The sequence below is a fragment of the Anaerococcus cruorum genome, assembly GCF_046365495.1.
Classification (GTDB): Bacteria; Bacillota; Clostridia; order Tissierellales; family Peptoniphilaceae; genus Anaerococcus; species Anaerococcus cruorum.
Genome location: NZ_JBGMEH010000006.1, coordinates 410,020 through 428,546 on the forward strand (window position 1 = coordinate 410,020; position 18,527 = coordinate 428,546).

At 34.7% G+C, this 18,527-nt stretch carries 11 protein-coding genes, 11 tRNA genes, 1 rRNA gene and 1 CRISPR repeat array; all 23 genes read right to left on the minus strand.

Going from position 1 to position 18,527, the window contains the following annotated elements; all coding sequences use genetic code 11:
• Positions 1-2: 2 nt before the first annotated feature.
• The 23 genes from rpsP to rrf all read right to left on the minus strand — a co-directional run bounded on the left by rpsP (position 3) and on the right by rrf (position 18,194).
• A complete protein-coding gene (gene rpsP / locus ACCQ40_RS06750; protein ID WP_394011277.1) occupies positions 3-248 on the minus strand; it encodes a 30S ribosomal protein S16 in 246 nt (81 codons plus the stop codon).
• Between the two features lie 62 nt (positions 249-310).
• A complete protein-coding gene (ffh, locus tag ACCQ40_RS06755) occupies positions 311-1,663 on the minus strand; it encodes a signal recognition particle protein (protein ID WP_410033141.1) in 1,353 nt (450 codons plus the stop codon).
• 11 nt (positions 1,664-1,674) lie between these two features.
• The gene (ylxM, locus tag ACCQ40_RS06760) at positions 1,675-1,998 is read right to left on the minus strand and encodes a YlxM family DNA-binding protein (protein ID WP_115594946.1); all 324 of its coding nucleotides are present in this window, start codon (positions 1,996-1,998) and stop codon (positions 1,675-1,677) included.
• 174 nt (positions 1,999-2,172) lie between these two features.
• On the minus strand, positions 2,173-3,447 hold the full coding sequence (locus ACCQ40_RS06765; protein WP_410033142.1) for a S1C family serine protease: 1,275 nt from the start codon (positions 3,445-3,447) through the stop codon (positions 2,173-2,175).
• A 168-nt stretch (positions 3,448-3,615) separates the two neighbouring features.
• Positions 3,616-7,959: direct repeats of the CRISPR family, unit length 32 nt; unit sequence ATTTCAATCCACACCTCCGTATGGGAGGTGAC.
• 123 nt (positions 7,960-8,082) lie between these two features.
• Positions 8,083-8,376, minus strand: coding sequence for a CRISPR-associated endonuclease Cas2 (gene cas2 / locus ACCQ40_RS06770; RefSeq protein ID WP_410033143.1), 294 nt, complete (start codon positions 8,374-8,376; stop codon positions 8,083-8,085).
• Between the two features lie 5 nt (positions 8,377-8,381).
• A complete protein-coding gene (gene cas1c, locus ACCQ40_RS06775; protein WP_410033144.1) occupies positions 8,382-9,413 on the minus strand; it encodes a type I-C CRISPR-associated endonuclease Cas1c in 1,032 nt (343 codons plus the stop codon).
• A 1-nt stretch (position 9,414) separates the two neighbouring features.
• Positions 9,415-10,062, minus strand: a complete 648-nt coding sequence (gene cas4 / locus ACCQ40_RS06780; RefSeq protein WP_410033145.1) for a CRISPR-associated protein Cas4 — start codon at positions 10,060-10,062, stop codon at positions 9,415-9,417.
• On the minus strand, positions 10,063-10,935 hold the full coding sequence (gene cas7c, locus ACCQ40_RS06785; RefSeq protein WP_394018637.1) for a type I-C CRISPR-associated protein Cas7/Csd2: 873 nt from the start codon (positions 10,933-10,935) through the stop codon (positions 10,063-10,065).
• A complete protein-coding gene (gene cas8c / locus ACCQ40_RS06790; protein WP_394018639.1) occupies positions 10,925-12,886 on the minus strand; it encodes a type I-C CRISPR-associated protein Cas8c/Csd1 in 1,962 nt (653 codons plus the stop codon). The genes cas7c and cas8c overlap by 11 nt, the downstream gene beginning before the upstream one ends.
• Positions 12,883-13,611 carry a type I-C CRISPR-associated protein Cas5c gene (gene cas5c, locus ACCQ40_RS06795; RefSeq protein ID WP_410033146.1) on the minus strand — a complete coding sequence of 243 codons (729 nt, stop codon included), beginning with the start codon at positions 13,609-13,611 and terminating at the stop codon, positions 12,883-12,885. The genes cas8c and cas5c overlap by 4 nt, the downstream gene beginning before the upstream one ends.
• A gap of 203 nt (positions 13,612-13,814) precedes the next feature.
• Complete coding sequence (gene cas3 / locus ACCQ40_RS06800) at positions 13,815-16,265, minus strand: CRISPR-associated helicase Cas3' (protein WP_394018643.1); 2,451 nt, start codon at positions 16,263-16,265, stop codon at positions 13,815-13,817.
• A 129-nt stretch (positions 16,266-16,394) separates the two neighbouring features.
• Positions 16,395-16,471 (minus strand) — tRNA-Arg (locus ACCQ40_RS06805).
• Between the two features lie 3 nt (positions 16,472-16,474).
• Positions 16,475-16,548, minus strand: a tRNA-Gly gene (locus ACCQ40_RS06810).
• 55 nt (positions 16,549-16,603) lie between these two features.
• Positions 16,604-16,678 (minus strand) — tRNA-Gly (locus ACCQ40_RS06815).
• Positions 16,679-16,707: 29 nt separating this feature from the next.
• A tRNA-Asp gene (locus tag ACCQ40_RS06820) sits at positions 16,708-16,784 on the minus strand.
• Between the two features lie 80 nt (positions 16,785-16,864).
• A tRNA-Thr gene (locus tag ACCQ40_RS06825) sits at positions 16,865-16,940 on the minus strand.
• Between the two features lie 151 nt (positions 16,941-17,091).
• A tRNA-Val gene (locus tag ACCQ40_RS06830) sits at positions 17,092-17,167 on the minus strand.
• A gap of 138 nt (positions 17,168-17,305) precedes the next feature.
• Positions 17,306-17,380, minus strand: a tRNA-Glu gene (locus ACCQ40_RS06835).
• A gap of 16 nt (positions 17,381-17,396) precedes the next feature.
• Positions 17,397-17,471, minus strand: a tRNA-Glu gene (locus ACCQ40_RS06840).
• Between the two features lie 58 nt (positions 17,472-17,529).
• Positions 17,530-17,606: transfer RNA gene (locus ACCQ40_RS06845), tRNA-Met, on the minus strand.
• Between the two features lie 99 nt (positions 17,607-17,705).
• Positions 17,706-17,782 (minus strand) — tRNA-Met (locus ACCQ40_RS06850).
• Positions 17,783-17,923: 141 nt separating this feature from the next.
• Positions 17,924-17,998: transfer RNA gene (locus ACCQ40_RS06855), tRNA-Asn, on the minus strand.
• A gap of 79 nt (positions 17,999-18,077) precedes the next feature.
• Positions 18,078-18,194, minus strand: a 5S ribosomal RNA gene (gene rrf, locus ACCQ40_RS06860).
• Between the last annotated feature and the right edge of the window lie 333 nt (positions 18,195-18,527).

The following is an 18,527-nucleotide window of genomic DNA, read 5'->3' on the forward strand; positions in this document are numbered from 1 at the left end:
TCTTAAGCTAAAACATCATTGTCATTGAATAATTTTTCAACGATAGATGTTGGTTTTGCACCAGTTCCAACCCAGTATTTTGCTCTTTCATTATCGATTTTAAATTCTTTTGGTTGGCTTACTGGATTGTAATATCCGATTTCTTCGATAAATTTACCATCTCTTGGGCTTCTGCTATCTGCTACTACAACTCTGTAGAATGGTTTTTTCTTTTGTCCCATTCTTTTTAATCTAATTTTAACTGCCATTTTTACTTCCTTTCATTTTAGCATTTGAAACAAATTTAATATTTATTAATAGCAACTAGCTATTAAAAAGGGAATTTTGGCATCTTTGGCATTCTCATGCCTCTACCTTTTTTGCCTTTGCCCTGCATATTTGAAACTTGTTTCATCATTTTTTTCAGTTCTTTAAACTGTTTTAAGAGTTTATTTAACTCTTTTACATCAACTCCAGATCCTTTTGATATACGATCTTTACGGCTTTTGCCAATCATTTCTGGTTTTGCTCTCTCTTCTGGTGTCATTGAGCTAATTAAAGCTTCAATTCTTTCAAAACCTAAATCATCCACATTGATTTGTTTTAGTATTTTGTTATTCACACCAGGTATCATTGCAAGTAAGTCTTCTAATGGACCCATATTTCTGATTTGGTTGATTTGTTCCATAAAATCATCTAAGGTATAGGTTTGATTTCTCATCTTTTCTTCAAGCTCTTTGGCATTTTGAAGATCGATTTGGGCTTCTGCTTTTTCTATTAAAGATAAAACATCTCCCATACCTAGAATCCTATTTGCCATCCTATCTGGATAAAATGGTTCTAGGTCTTCCAGTTTTTCTCCTACACCGACAAATTTTATTGGTTTACCAACTACTTGTCTAATGGATAAAGCTGCTCCACCTCTGGCATCACCGTCAAGCTTGGTGAGTATTACACCTGTGATGTCCAGATATTCATCAAATGTTTTTGCAACATTTACTGCTTCTTGCCCTGTCATAGCGTCTACTACTAGGAGGATTTCGTCAGGTTTGGTTGCTTCTTTGATTTCTTTTAGCTCTTCCATCAAATCAGTATCTATTTGAAGACGACCTGCGGTATCAAGGATAACCGTATCGTAGTTATTTGCTTTTGCATAATCTCTTGCTTCTTTTGCAGTAACTACTGGGTCTTGTTTACCTTGTTCAAAAACAGGAACTCCTGCCTTTTTACCAACTACTTTTAATTGGTCAATAGCTGCTGGCCTATATATATCTAGGGCAGCTAGCATTGGGTTTCTGTTTTCATTTTTAAGTTTATATACTAATTTACCTGAGTGAGTGGTTTTACCAGAACCTTGAAGACCTACCATCATAACCATATGTGGTGTGCTGCCTTTAAGATCTAGTTTGGAGTTTTCTTTTCCCATCAAATTGGTTAGCTCTTCATTTACGATTTTAACTACCATTTGACCTGGGCTTAGTGACTGCATAACATCTTCGCCTAGCGCGCGTTCTTTAACTGTTTTTACAAATTCTTTTACGACTTTGTAGTTTACATCAGCTTCAAGAAGTGAAAGTCTTATCTCTCTCATTGCACTATCGATGTCTTTTTCTGTTAATTTTCCTTTTCCGGTTAGCTTGCCAAGGGTTTCTTGGAGTCTATCGGATAGGCCTTCAAACACCATATTATCACTCCCTAAATTTTTTCAATTTCTTCTGTTATTTTTTCAATTGCTTGTTCATAATTTGAACTTTCCATCAGCTCTCTTATACTCATAAGAGCATCTTTGAGCCCCTCTTTTTTTTCTAGCAAAGAAAGCTCATCTTCAAACTCAAATAATTTGTCAACTGAACGAGTCATCATATCAGAAATTGCCTGCTTGGATTTGTTATTATTATCCGCAATCTCTTGTAAGGATAAATCCTCGTTATAATAGCAATTTATAACATCACGTTGTTTTTCATTTAGTAGCGGTCCATAAATGTCGAATAATTCGGCCACTTTAACAATTTTTTCCATAATGCTCCACTAACATTCTTGTAATTTTCAACAAATTACCTGGTCAAGAATTTTTCTTGACCTATGCATTATACATCGAATTTATAGGAGTGTCAAGGAAATTTCTTGACCATAAAACAATTAATTTTTATCAACAAAAAAGCCTACTATATTATATAGTAAGCTTTCTTTTTATTATGGCATATTTGAAAAAGGATTTAGACTTCCTCTATTATTTTCATCAGTTTCTACCTTATTTTCTGGACTAGCTTCTTTGTATTGATCAACATTTGAAGAATCTATACTAAAGGTAAAATCAAGTGTTTGTTCTTTACCATCTCTAATTATAGTAATTTTTGCACTCTCTCCTACTTGGTAGTCAAGTAAAACTTTTCTAAGGGAAGCCATATCAGTTACTTTTTTACCATCTATAGCCGTTATAACATCTCCTTTTTCAAAAACTCCATTTTCATCAAAGTCACTAAATACATAAACACCTTGAACATCTTCTAAGGCACCCATATTAGCTTGTGGGAATTGTCTAAAGTAGTCTAGTGATTGACCAGTTATACCAAGATAAACTGAGTTATATTCGCCATTTTCTATAATTTTATTTATTACATTTTTTACAGTATTTATTGGAATAGCAAAGCCAATTCCATCACTATTACCAGCTTTAGCAGAGTTTATACCTATTTGTTCTCCTTTTGAGTTTAGTAAAGCTCCACCTGAGTTACCAGAATTTATAGCAGCATCAGTTTGCATTAATCCATCCATTTGAGCACCGTTTTGGAAATTAACTGTACGGTTAAGACCTGAAATAATACCGCTAGTAACTGTTGATTGAAGTTCAAAACCTAGTGGATTACCAATAGCAACAACCCTATCACCAACACCTACATCATCACTATCAGCTAGTTTCATAGCTGGAAGATTATCCTTTTCTATTTTTAATATAGCTAAATCAAGGGTTGAGTCATTCCACACTAATTTTGCAGGTGTAGTTGTACCATCGTTAAATAAAACACTTATATCACTTGCCTCACCATTACTTACAACGTGAGAGTTAGTTAATATATATCCATCACTAGATACAATAGATCCTGAACCAATTCCTTCTACATAGCCAGATTGAGGACCAAAATATGTTTGTTGGGTAACTTCAGCTTTGGTAGTAATACCAACAACACTATCTATAGATTTTTTTACAACTTTAGACTCCATAGATTCATCAGTTTCTTTAGAATCTAGGTTACCTATACTCTTATCAATTTCTTTTTTAGAAGCATTAGCATCTTTATTTTGCTCAGCTTTTGAAGATTCAACTGGCTCAGAAGGAGTCGTTTCATTAGCCTTAGCCCCAAAACCACTAGTCAACAAAAACACCAAAAGTCCACCAATCAAAGCCCCAACAAGAGCGGATAAAAAAGATGAACCAGATCCATTACTATTTTCTCGTCTATTAGACATAAATAATTCCTTTCTATAAATATTAATATATTTTTGTATTTATATCATACTCTAATTAGTGTTAAGAGGGTATAAAGGAGCACGTAAATAATAAAAATTTGGAAAAAATAGCCACCTCCGTTTAGGAGGTGGAAGGGTAATCTCTTTGAGTGGGAAGACCGTACTGTGATTTCAATCCATACCTCCATATAGGAAGTGACTTAGCGGCGGTCGTAGGTATTTAAGCTATGAGCTTATTTCAATCCACACCTCCGTATGGGAGGTGACTGGCTTTAGGAAATACACCAGATAATAGGGGCTTTAATTTCAATCCACACCTCCGTATGGGAGGTGACGATACCAAATAATGCAAGACCTTGAGTTGGAAATGATTTCAATCCACACCTCCGTATGGGAGGTGACGGTAGGTCAGGACAAAGGCGTTATGTAGCTTATAATTTCAATCCACACCTCCGTATGGGAGGTGACAAGCCTAGCAAGAGTGTAAGGCTTGATACTAAGAATTTCAATCCACACCTCCGTATGGGAGGTGACTTATGTTTTATCTTAGCGATCCATTTGATACTATTATTTCAATCCACACCTCCGTATGGGAGGTGACAACTAACATTATACGGACGTCCTATTACGAAGAAATTTCAATCCACACCTCCGTATGGGAGGTGACTGTTCGCGACTTCCGATTATGTACAGTATCACAAATTTCAATCCACACCTCCGTATGGGAGGTGACACCCGAATGGGAAAATATCCAAGAGACAATAACCCTAATTTCAATCCACACCTCCGTATGGGAGGTGACATTTGCAGCAATAACACGCTGGTACGGCACTAACATTTCAATCCACACCTCCGTATGGGAGGTGACATAGTAGGTCTTGCAGCTTTTACATTTAAAAAGGGGATTTCAATCCACACCTCCGTATGGGAGGTGACGACGGAAGACGGAAGATAATGGAGACTAAAAAATGATTTCAATCCACACCTCCGTATGGGAGGTGACGACTTAACCCCTGATAATTTAATAGACTATAGCCTTATTTCAATCCACACCTCCGTATGGGAGGTGACCTTATTTTTTTTACTACGACAAAAAAATAAGTGACGATTTCAATCCACACCTCCGTATGGGAGGTGACTATATAATGATTGTTTTTTATGAAGAAACTATAAAAAATTTCAATCCACACCTCCGTATGGGAGGTGACTTTTGAGAAAATCAATTCATGTAGCTTTCTTTGGCATTTCAATCCACACCTCCGTATGGGAGGTGACTCGACTTTGTCAGTCCAAGATCCGTATCTCTTACCTAATTTCAATCCACACCTCCGTATGGGAGGTGACATTCTAATCCATTCTAGCCCTATATGTGTCCGTTAATTTCAATCCACACCTCCGTATGGGAGGTGACGATGGATTTGATTAAGAGTGCATGGTCTAGTGAAATTTCAATCCACACCTCCGTATGGGAGGTGACACCTTTGCTTGCTAACATTCTTTTCGACTTATGGAAAATTTCAATCCACACCTCCGTATGGGAGGTGACGCTAGATACTATATCAGAATATTACGGCTTAAAACTGATTTCAATCCACACCTCCGTATGGGAGGTGACAAATTTTCTCAAAAAATTTAAACAAGTGTTTAGATATTTCAATCCACACCTCCGTATGGGAGGTGACGCCCAAGGCGATAGCATGATAGATGCAGGTATCCACATTTCAATCCACACCTCCGTATGGGAGGTGACCAAAATTAACACGAGTTTAAGAAATAGGATTGTTAATTTCAATCCACACCTCCGTATGGGAGGTGACATACTAGATGTTGATTTTGAAGAGGTCAAAGAAGAATTTCAATCCACACCTCCGTATGGGAGGTGACTTTTACTATTAACGACAAATTAGACCAAGTAGTAGCGATTTCAATCCACACCTCCGTATGGGAGGTGACTCACGTTCATCTTTTTGACTTAAATCAACCGCATTAATTTCAATCCACACCTCCGTATGGGAGGTGACACGTCTATCTTTGTTTATTGTACCATAAACTAGAAAATTTCAATCCACACCTCCGTATGGGAGGTGACACGTAAAGAGATAAAAAATTACAACAAATAATATTATTTCAATCCACACCTCCGTATGGGAGGTGACTTAAGGCCTACCAAGTAAAAGGCCATATGGCGGCAAATTTCAATCCACACCTCCGTATGGGAGGTGACGATTTTATATATAGATTTGGAAATTGAGCGTAGGATTTCAATCCACACCTCCGTATGGGAGGTGACGACCATAAAAATTACACAAATTAAAAAAGATGAGATTTCAATCCACACCTCCGTATGGGAGGTGACTGGTATAAGTCAACTAGCTAAATTTTTTGGTTTTATTTCAATCCACACCTCCGTATGGGAGGTGACAAGCGCAAGTAATCAGGAAGAACTAGACGATTTGATATTTCAATCCACACCTCCGTATGGGAGGTGACTATAACATCAAAACCTAATTTACGATGTTGACTAAATTTCAATCCACACCTCCGTATGGGAGGTGACAGGACTTATATATAAAAATCTAGGTAAAAGTTATATTTCAATCCACACCTCCGTATGGGAGGTGACTTAATTTTGGTGATATAAAATATTATTTACCTAAAATTTCAATCCACACCTCCGTATGGGAGGTGACTTGGTATAAGTCAACTAGCTAAATTTTTTGGTTTTATTTCAATCCACACCTCCGTATGGGAGGTGACGGTAATGTTAAAATTGATGTACCTTATAATACTCTTATTTCAATCCACACCTCCGTATGGGAGGTGACATAATTATAAAATTAAAAATTATTTATCTGATGATATTTCAATCCACACCTCCGTATGGGAGGTGACATGCTGAAACTGGATTGCTTGATACACCAACACTATTTCAATCCACACCTCCGTATGGGAGGTGACATAGTGGGAAATGACCTTGCACTTGTAGGTGGCCAAATTTCAATCCACACCTCCGTATGGGAGGTGACAGAGAGAGTATCATTATTCTAAAACGCGATTGTATGATTTCAATCCACACCTCCGTATGGGAGGTGACACCTATATTTCTTGATGCAGTACAAGCTGAGGTTATTTCAATCCACACCTCCGTATGGGAGGTGACGTAACAGTAAATGGACAATACATTACTGGATTTTCCATTTCAATCCACACCTCCGTATGGGAGGTGACTTTTTGCAGCTATTACTCGTTGGTACGGCACAAATATTTCAATCCACACCTCCGTATGGGAGGTGACTTAGGACTTATATATAAAAATCTAGGTAAAAGTTATATTTCAATCCACACCTCCGTATGGGAGGTGACTCATCTATATAGATAGCACATTGATTTTCTTTGCCATTTCAATCCACACCTCCGTATGGGAGGTGACGTAAGGAGGATATATGACAAATTTAAAAATATTTATTTCAATCCACACCTCCGTATGGGAGGTGACCAATACTTTGAAGATGAGAAAGAATTTGAATGGTGATTTCAATCCACACCTCCGTATGGGAGGTGACCAAAGCCTACTACATTAGAGGTATCCACGCCGGATATTTCAATCCACACCTCCGTATGGGAGGTGACCTAAGACTATATATGATAATAAGCCGGCTGGAATTATTTCAATCCACACCTCCGTATGGGAGGTGACGAGCATGGGAATATTAGAAGGATACGAGTTTGATGCGATTTCAATCCACACCTCCGTATGGGAGGTGACTTATTTGCTACATCTATCTGATAGCAATAGTGATATTTCAATCCACACCTCCGTATGGGAGGTGACTTAAATATCATCGATAGTCTAGCAGACAAAGTATTAATTTCAATCCACACCTCCGTATGGGAGGTGACACTGCTTTGTCAGTAATAATCCCTCTAGCAATCCCAATTTCAATCCACACCTCCGTATGGGAGGTGACTGATAGGATGATAGATAGACAGATAAGAGCGCTTGTAATTTCAATCCACACCTCCGTATGGGAGGTGACTTTAATTTTGGTGATATAAAATATTATTTACCTAAAATTTCAATCCACACCTCCGTATGGGAGGTGACGATGAGGCGCAATTGATTTTTAATAGTAGGGACTGATTTCAATCCACACCTCCGTATGGGAGGTGACTTGATGATGAGGATGACTTTCTAGTTTATAGGAAAATTTCAATCCACACCTCCGTATGGGAGGTGACCTATCTTCTAATATTTGCATTTGTTCATCAATTGTTTATTTCAATCCACACCTCCGTATGGGAGGTGACTAGGGGGCTTGATTCTAGTCCTGATTGTTCTAATTAATTTCAATCCACACCTCCGTATGGGAGGTGACTATCACCTAAACCAATGTGAAATGTCAGGTTTGATTATTTCAATCCACACCTCCGTATGGGAGGTGACGGGCTATCTTACCATGACAATGGGGACAGCTATTAGATTTCAATCCACACCTCCGTATGGGAGGTGACCGCATTTTTTAGGGGTTTTTATATGAATTTTATTAGAAAAAAATACGAAAACTCATAAAATTCATCATATTATGCTGATATATAGCGCGAGTGCTCCGGTGTTTTATGGGTGATTGGGGTTGTCTATATTATGAGCAAATCTTTGTCGGGATCGTAGCTATCATCTTTTCCTATGGTTTCTACCCTATTTTGCCAATTTTTCCCTAAATTATAAAATCTTATACTATCATGGTCTTGATCAATTATTTCTAGTAATTTGATCTTTAGATTTACTAATTGAGCTGGGGTAAGGGAACATTCAAAAACAGAGTTTTGAACTCTCTGACCATAGTTGACACATTGCTTAGCTACTTTCCTTAATCTCTTTATACCCGATGCTGACTTTGTATTTACATCATAGGTAATTAGTACCATCATAATTATTATCCTTTCATCAAAAATGGCGGATAAGCTTCTAGATCCCCTCTTATATATCTATTTAAAAGCATGGCTTGGACATGAGGTATGAGTCCTATCTTTATTTTTTCATTTATAAAGGGATGGTTTATCTCATCTTGCTTTCTCTTTTGCCAATTTTCTAATACCTTTGCCCTGCCCTTATCATTTAATAATACTGCTCCTGTTTCTTTTTTCTCAAAATCTTTAGCAGTGATAATATTTTTATTGATCATGGTTAGAGCAAGTCTATCACACATATAGGCTCTTAATTCTTCTATCATATCTAAAGCCATGGAACTTCTGCCTGGTCTATCTACATGGAAAAATCCTACATAACTATCTATACCTACTCCTTCTAGGGCTGATTGCATCTCATATGTCAAAAGTGAATACATAAAAGATAGGAGGGCATTTGTATTATCTTCTGGCGGCCTTCTATTCCTATCTATAAAATAAAATTCATCTCTTTGGGATACTATCATTTCATCAAAGCAAGCGAAGTATCTGCTGGCTACATTACCCTCAATAGCTCTTAGGCTATCTTTATTATCTGTCTTCCATATATTTTTTAAAGCAAGGTCTATAAAGTCTATGGTTGATAAAAGTTTTTCTGAATTTATCTTTTCTTTGTGATCTCTAATTGCTCTTTTTAATACTTTTCTAGAATTAAATATTTTTGCATAGATAATATTTTGAACAAACTCTAAGCTATCATCACTATCGGCTAGCTGGTATTGACGTCTTCTTAGTAGAACATTGCCATTTGTCTTACCTATTACCCTACCACAAAATCTACCTTCTGGTGTAAAGAATGAAATGAGCAGATTATTTTCCATAGCAAATTTCATCAAAGCTGGACTTACTCCTGTGTAATTAAAACACATAATTCCATCTAATATATGGATAGGAAACCTTTTTAAAACTTTAGAATCCTTAATAATTACTACATTTTCCCCATCCTTTGATAGGTAGGCATCATCTATGGTTAGGTATAGGATATTTTGTAATTTCTTCATATTATTCACCTAGCAAATAATTTTGTACTGATTTTTTCTTTTTTGTAAGCCTTGGCATACATAAGTCATAAAGGGAGCACATAGTACAATTTTTAAAGTACTCTGCATCTGGTGTTAATCTATTTTCATACATGGTATGCATTTGAGCTGCTATGAGTCTAACTTCGTCTTTTAACTTATCGGTTATGGCTATAGTATCTCTTTTCTTGGTAGAAAAATAAAATAAATCGGCACTTTCTATCTTGATATTATATTTTTCTTCTAAACACATTACTTGTGCTACTAACTGTACTACATCCCTGTTATCTTTTTTGGCTTTTCCTCTCTTATACTCGACAATATTGGGCATCCACAATCCTTTTTTGTTGGCAATTTCTATGCCTTTGTCGCCTCTTATAAATTCTACAGTATCTAGGATACCTGATAAGCCTAGGTCTTTTGAGCTAACTGGTATGGCTCTTGAAATAATAACATCTCTTCTTTTTTCTTTTAAATAAGGGTCATCAGTTATTTCATGGAGCTTGTTACCTTCAGCTGTAAAGGAGTTGTCAGACCATACCTGTTCTATATGGATTAGGGCCCATTGTCTTTTACAAAAATAAAAGTGCTGGATGCCGCTTAGCATTAGGTAATCATCTGGGGTATTCATTTATATTCCTTCAATAATCTCGAGACTTAGTCCTTTATCTTTGTATTCGTTTAGCTTTTCTTCATCTAGTCTAAAGTTATAGTCTTCATAGGAAGGATTGGTATTATTTATGTCTAGTTCATTATAGTTTACTAGCTGTTTAATCTTAGCACTTGATACATTGCCTAGCTTGTTGCTGTGGGTAAACCAGTAAATCTCTTTTATTTCCATACTTCCATCTGGCCTAGCGCTTGATACATCATTTATAAATAAAGTTCTTAAAGCTTCTTTTAAAATTTCTAGGTCTTTTTCATCAAAACCAGTTCTTTCTGAGTAAAATGAGTTTACACTTCCTTGTACTAGATAAACTCCATAGTCTATAAAGTTTTTACTACCCATAGTATCAGATGATCTCTTTTCACCTGCATCTTGTCCATTTGTACTTCTTACTATTTGCATAGTTTCTGTAATTACTGGGTCTAGGGATTTTGAAATAGATATTGATACTGGGCCTCTAATACCTATTGATTTTTTGTTAAATGTTACTACTTGTCCAAATGATCTTACATCTATCCATTTTTGATTCATAGATTTTTCTATTACTTCGTTATCTTTTTCTTTATCAAAATAGGCCTTATATCTTTTTTCTAAGGATCTAAAATCGTCATCTATCCTATCATTTGCTTTTACAAAGATATCATAGCCTTCTCCCAAATCATTTTCCTTAAATTGGTCTTGCATCCTATTTCTAATTTTTCTTTTGATACAAACATCAGATATGATTCCATATCCTAGCGAGTCTATTCTCGGCATATTAGAAGTTAGTGGGTCACCATTCGGATTGGCATTTTTCACTTCAATAGTCATTAAAAAATCAACTTTATTATTTAGCATTTTCTATCTCCTTATTTACTTGATTTCTTAGTCCATATATAGAACTGTTTTGAGCGGTATATCCAAATAAAAATTTATAATCTAAAGGCATATTAAAACTTTTATCATCTAGCTTATAATTTTCACTTATTTTTGTAAGTAATTGTGACTTTATAGTATCTAGTCCCTTATACATCCTATAATCTGTTGTCTTTAGCTTATTTAAATAAGTATTGGTCTTTTTTTCTAATATAGTAATTGTTGTCGCTGGTCTATCTAGATAGTTACTCCAAAACTTCTCAGCATTTGTAAGTCTTTGTGGATAGTTTTCTTCATTTCCTGCATTTAAATCTTTGCTTGTATATGTGCTTAATTCAATATTGTGATAGACACTAAGTAATCTTCCAAGAAGATAAGACCTATCATTATTATCTTTATCAATCATTCTTGTAAAATCCTCTCCATTTGAGTTTTTAAGTACTGCTCTTGCTACAAATAACAAATTATTCCAGACCCTAGGCTCTTTATAACTGCTTCTTTTTCTAATATTTTGTTTAAATTTATTTTCTATATTTTTAGGTAAAGAACTTCCATTAAGTAGACTAGTTACTAAAGAAACGTACTGATTATTCATAAAATTTTTATTATCATAGTCTAAACTTCTGCCATTTTTTAAAGTTCTCTCTATGCCATAGGCATTTATAAAGATACTATAAAATGATGGAGTAAATGGATTAAAATCTTCAATACTTTCATTGTATCTTTCCCAATGGTATCTTTCTTCCCATTTTTCTAAATTATTTTGTAATTCTGAAACTTTTAGTTGGTTAAAGTATTTTATAACTACCCTACCAGGGTTAAATGAATCAATTATCATACAATAAAAGTTAGAATCATCACTATAATTTGCTTTTCCTAGCTTAAAAGACTGGCTTATATTTTCAGTATTTATATTGGCAGGACTTGTTTTGATACTAGTACTTGCAAGTTGGTTAAGAAAGTCCAAATTTTTCCCGCTTGATTTTTTGAAGGTTATATCTATATTTTGAGAGTTTTTGATATCTTCAGAAAACCATGTTATTAAGTACTGTTTTTCAGCTATCCTTATATGAGACTTATTATTTTCTATAAGGTAAGCAAGCATTAGGTGAATTTTTTCAGAAGTTTCTCTACCTACATTTAAGCTAGAAGTATCTTTATTAAGCCTACCCACATAGGCTTCTTTGTTATTACTTACACTTATAAGTTTTGCGTTGCCTAATAGTCCCCTATGTTTTTGAGTAATATATTCTTCTTTTCCAGAAATATTACATATACCATTTGGTCTATCCATGGAGTTTGTAAAGCTTATAAAAGACTTGTGCAATTCTTTATAAGAGCTTACGCTTATATCTTTATCCCCTAAAAATGAACTTATCTCAAACTCCAAAAAAGTATCTGATATATTTAACTTTTTATCTTCATATTCTATATCATAGCCACTTAGATTTTTAAAATCGCTAACTAAATTACTAGCTATATTTTTTAAAGTATCTTTTTTATCTAGAAAATCAAAAATAATCTTAAGAAATGTTTTAATATCTTGGTTCTCTTCAAATTCTATCCAGGCTAGTAGATTTTCCTTATAGTCGTTAAGTAAGTTTCCATCTTCATCAAAGATATACTTAACCTTATCCACTAGGGCGTGGGATGGGGCCTTTCTACCTGATCTTGATGCAGAATCCTTAGTTACTGGGAATAGTATTACATCACTTATATTATTATCTTCATCAGCTTTACTTTTATATTGGTCTAAGTAGGAAGCTTGATATAAACTTGAATCTTTTTTGAGTTCAACTTTTATAATATTTATCCCATTAGATTTTAGCTTACTATGGTAGATAGGTAACAATATAGGATAGTCGTTATTATCTACAAGTCCTATATCCTCAGCATAGTTATAGGAGTTAAGAAGAGCTTCTAGTGTGTTCATAGACCACCGTCCTCAAAATTTTCATATTCTTCATATTCCTTATCAGCAGATTTTATTTCATCTGGATATTTAAAACTATAGGTATCTAGAGTATTTTTTATCTCACAATCTTCACTATCTTTAAAGGTGATAACTCCGTCAACCATGCTAGTTTCTGTAAAACACGATACCAATTCCCCACCTGGCTGAGTAGGGTAGATAAATTCTGAAAACATGATACCAAAGGATAAACTTTGACCATCATAGAAGCTCTTGGCATTTTCATATTCTTCCTTATCTATATGGTCTATATATCCCACGCACTCTCTTGTACCCAAAAATATATCGCGCCTTCCGCCCTTTTTTAAAGATCTCTCCATGATAGCTTCATGTTTTTTTATATTTCTATCATGAGCTAAGTCTTCCCTATCTAGGTTCCACTCAAAGTGGAACTTGACTAGATAAGATACATCTTTCAAATAAGTGTAAGAGTTCAAATCATTAGACCCACCCATCATTAAAGTTCTAGCTCCCATAGCTTCTGTTTTTATTTCATTTAAAACTTTCACTTCTTCAATTATATTCTTGAAAGTTGGTTTAAAATAAATTTGGTCAACTATTCCACGTAAAGCTTCTTTTGTGAGAACTTGATAACTTGCTTTATCACCTGAACTTTTGGAAGATGGGGAACTGAAGAGCCCATAATCCCCATAAACCTTTACAAAAAAGGTTTTTGATTGATCCATATTACCTCCTATTTAATTCTATGTTTTATTTATACTTCTAGAATCTATATGTTTATAATATACTTTTAAAATAAAAAAGTCAAATGCTTTTATATAAATAAAAAGTATAATCTATGATACATCTAGTAACACTTACTAGCGGATTGAAAATATGTTTTATTTATACTCAAATAGAAAAGTTCATTTCTTTTCTATTTGGTATATCAAATCATAAAACTTTCTAGCTTAGATTCTTCAGTCAATCCAACTTTCTCATCATAGTTTGATTCGTTTAATATTTTTATTCCAAATATATCTAGTCCATCTATCTTTACTAACTTATCTTCAAAATCTTTGGAATTATAGATACTTATAGTGTAGGGTTGAAGTTTATTTAATAGAATTTTGATTTCATTAATTTTTTCTTTGTTACCATCATAACCTCTAAATTCTTCTATTGCTGCTAACAGTTCTTCTATCAAAGCGTAACTTTCATCATGGTAAACGATTACAGACTCACTATCATCCTCTATTAGGCTAAACTTATCAGAGGCTTCTTTTAGAGCTTGGGCATTTATTCCTTCAATATCCCCACTTTGTCTAATTTCTTTATTTAAAGAAAGTAAATCCAGTAGTGTTTTATTATCTACCACCTTTTTATCTAGGTCATCTAGGTTAGAAAATAGCTTAGCATAATATTTTTTATTTAAATCTTCTATATCAAAGTTTCCATCATAGTTGTCTAAAACTTTTTTTGTTATATTCTTTTTATTTTCAATAGATTTTAGATTACCTATCTTTTCATCATCCTTATCTAGATTTACTAAGTAGGCCTCGCCCTTATCATATTTTCCTTCTCTATTACACCTGCCCATGGCCTGGATAATAGAGTCAAAGCCTGCATATGACCTATATAATCTTCTAAAATCTAAATTCACCCCTGCTTCTATCAAGGAAGTGCTGATAACTATAACATCTATGTCATTATCTAACTTATCTTTTATCTCATTTATGATATCAAGCCTATGTTTTGGGCACATATTGGTAGTTAAATAATATAATTTGCTTTTATCATCCATAGCTTCTTCAAACATTTCATACAAGTTCATTACAGATTTTTTAGTATTTAATATTATAAGGGTAGATTTTTGATTATCATTTAATACAGAGTTATATATGTCAGCTAGCTTTGATTCTTTGCCATCATTTAGTAAACTTACCTCTACTCGGTCAAAGATTTGTTTTTGCCTATCATCTAGTTGTATCAGGTTATAATCTTCATTATTAGATCCACCATATATAATTTTATGATTAATAGAATCATGGTCTAAGCTAGGCTGAGTAGCTGAACATAGGATAATTACAGAATTCATCACCTTACTTATAAAATTGAGCATTAGGTTAAAGATATGGGTCATCTCATCTGGTAAAGATTGGACTTCATCTAAGATGATTACACTATTACTTAAATTATAAAATCTTCTAAGGTTTGATGATCTTGACTTAAATAAGGTATTGGAAAATTGTACCATAGTAGATAGGATTACTATTTGATCCCAAGATTCTTTTATATATTCTTTCATAGCAGATATACTATCATCATCATTATCTTCATTATCAAAAGGAATATTATCAACTACATTTGAGTGATGTTCTAATATATAATTATCATTTGCTAAAGTTTTTCTATATTCATATGCATTTTGCTCAAGAATTGATAAAAAAGGAGCTATATAAATCATCTTGCTTTTATGATTATTTTTCATTTGATGGAGGGAGTATAGCAATGATAGCTTGGTTTTCCCCGCCCCTGTAGGCAAATCTAATTTGTAAATTCCATTACTATCTGTATCGTATCTGGTGCGAATATCATCTACTATGCTTGCCCTTACCTTATTTATATCACTGATTGGCGGAGGATAAGACCCATACTCAGCTTCTATTCGCTTGTAGAAATATTCTATAATAGCTTGACTTTCATCATATGTTTTTTTATCAATAATCTTTTCATAGGCATTTATAGTGTCATAAATATCTACATTTTTTAGTATAGATAGGATAAGTCTAATTATACAGTGGTTATAATAATTAAAGTCTATATCTGGATTATCTGATTTTTCTAATTCTAGCTTTTCTATAATATTCTTATATTCTTCAAATCCTTTTGTAAATGTTTCCTCAATAGAAAGCTTATACTTTTTATTACAATATTCGTCTATAATACTATTTGCATAATTCCTTACTAAGTTATAACTATATTTTCTATTTAGAGTATAATTTTCAATTCTTTGGTATATACTATTGATAACTTGTTTATTATAAGTACCAATATCAAAAACTCCATGGTGGGCCTCTATAGCATACATTAGAATTTCTGCATACGACTGGCATATAGGGCTTTTAAAGTCCTCATTTTTCTCGCCTACTTTACAATAAATTTGATATAAATATTTTGCACCAGCTGAAGAGTGGTTTACACTGATATTTTTATTATTCATTATTTTATCTTGAAACAAGGGGTCTGCCTTACCAAGATCATGTAAAAGACCAACTAACAAGGATATATACTCAATATCTAGTTGCTTACCTAAATTAAAACTTCCATTACCTACATTTATTAAATGATTAAATAGTGATTGTTCTCTACCGTTTTCATCTTTGTGAGCTATAATCATAGTTCCTCCATTAATGATAAATTTATATCTAAGTACTATTTTAATATATTATATAAAATTAATATATTAATTTATATAGTTTTTAAAAATAAGCATAAAAAAAGCACCCTTATAAAGGTGCTTTAATTATGGCGTGCCATTGAGGATTCGAACCCCAGGCCTTCTGGTCCGTAGCCAGACGCTCTATCCAGCTGAGCTAATGGCACATATGGAGCGGGTGAAGGGAATCGAACCCTCGCAACCAGCTTGGAAGGCTGGGGCTCTACCACTGAGCTACACCCGCATATTAAAAAATCACCAAACCAAACATCTACTGTTCGGGATATCTGGTGATATTGTGGAGCGGATGACGAGATTCGAACTCGCGACCCTCGCCTTGGCAAGGCGATGCTCTACCACTGAGCCACATCCGCATAATTGTATTATTTAATTATAAATTTTATGGCGACCTGGATGGGATTCGAACCCACGACCTCCGCCGTGACAGGGCGGCATTCTAACCAGCTGAACTACCAGGCCATAAATAAACATGAAAGCTTCTAGCTTTAAGGCCCAAGCCATTCAAAGATTTAAACTTTACTTATTTAATAGGCTTATTATGGAGCTGATGATAGGACTTGAACCTACAACCTATTGATTACAAATCAATTGCTCTGCCAATTGAGCTACATCAGCGTGCCTATATGTAAAGGGTTGGGCTAGGGTAAAATTTACCCTAATATTTATTTTACTAGCTACGCAAAGTTTTATGCTGATATTAATGCTTCGATAATGCATTCATTAATAGATAGTTTTAGTATTCCAGCAACTAAATAAGCTAGTTATTTGGTGGAAGTAACAGGGCTCGAACCTGTGACCCCCTGCTTGTAAGGCAGATGCTCTCCCAACTGAGCTATACTTCCATATAGGATTATAGTTCTACATTTTAAATAGAAGCTATATAATCCGCGTCGGCTTGCTGACAAAGTTTCTTAGAAACTTTGAAACGCCGCGACGTCTGACCTATCACCATTTACTTTGTAAATGGTGATAGGTCATTATGGTGACCCTACCGGGATTCGAACCCGGGATACCACCGTGAAAGGGTGGTGTCTTAACCGCTTGACCATAGGGCCTTATAAAGATATTTTTTGGTGACCCCATCGGGATTCGAACCCGAGAACCCGCCGTGAGAGGGCGATGTCTTAACCGCTTGACCATGGGGCCAAAGATTAATAAGGATCACTCTGTTGAAAATCTCAACAGAGTAAAAGATATTAAAAAATGGTAGCGAAGGACGGACTTGAACCGCCGACACTCCGGGTATGAACCGAATGCTCTAGCCAGCTGAGCTACTTCGCCATATAAACAAATGTAATGTTGTCTAGGAATAGACTACTAACTATTAAGTTTATTTTAAAGAAAACTCCAAAACTTCAATAATTAAACTAATATTAAAATTGGTTGCGGGAGCAGGATTTGAACCTACGACCTTCGGGTTATGAGCCCGACGAGCTACCAAACTGCTCCATCCCGCGATAGTTAAAACTTGCTCTCATACATTATTGTATATTTGCTTAAAATACTTAGGATTTATACTTAGATATTTAGCACCAATCATATTTACTTAAAGCAAATTAAACCATATGCGCCAACTAAATATAGAAACTTTTCTATTTTGGCGCTCAGGGTGGGATTCGAACCCACGACCTGCCGGTTAACAGCCGGATGCTCTACCACTGAGCTACCTAAGCATATATATTTATACTTAATTTAAATTTCATTTTTTACATTTAATACTTTACTAGCCATATTGGCTAGTATGTATTAGATGTTTAGCAACTTCCTACTCTACCGGGAGGTCACCCTCCGAGTACCATCGGCGTTAATGAGCTTAACTTCTGTGTTCGGTATGGGAACAGGTGTATCCTCATTGCTATCGTCACTATATTCTTGACCTAACCCGAAAACTTGTTTTCGTTGGTAAGTCAAATGTCGCGAAATAGAAAACATGCTGTCCGCACGCTATAGGACTGATTTCGTTCTGAAGCCGACCTGCCAATTTTAAAGTTTAGGTTGGTATTTATGAACCTATTAAATAGCCGCTCAGTTAAACTTACCATCATATGGATTTATTGTCCATACGATTGGTTCGTAAGTGTCTGCCAAACTTAAGACCTTCGGCCTTAACCATTGGGACACTCTGAACGAGGACCTACAATCAATTTGCCTTGCAAATTGGGTTAGGTCTCTCAAACAATATTTCCAGTCAAGATTTAAAGT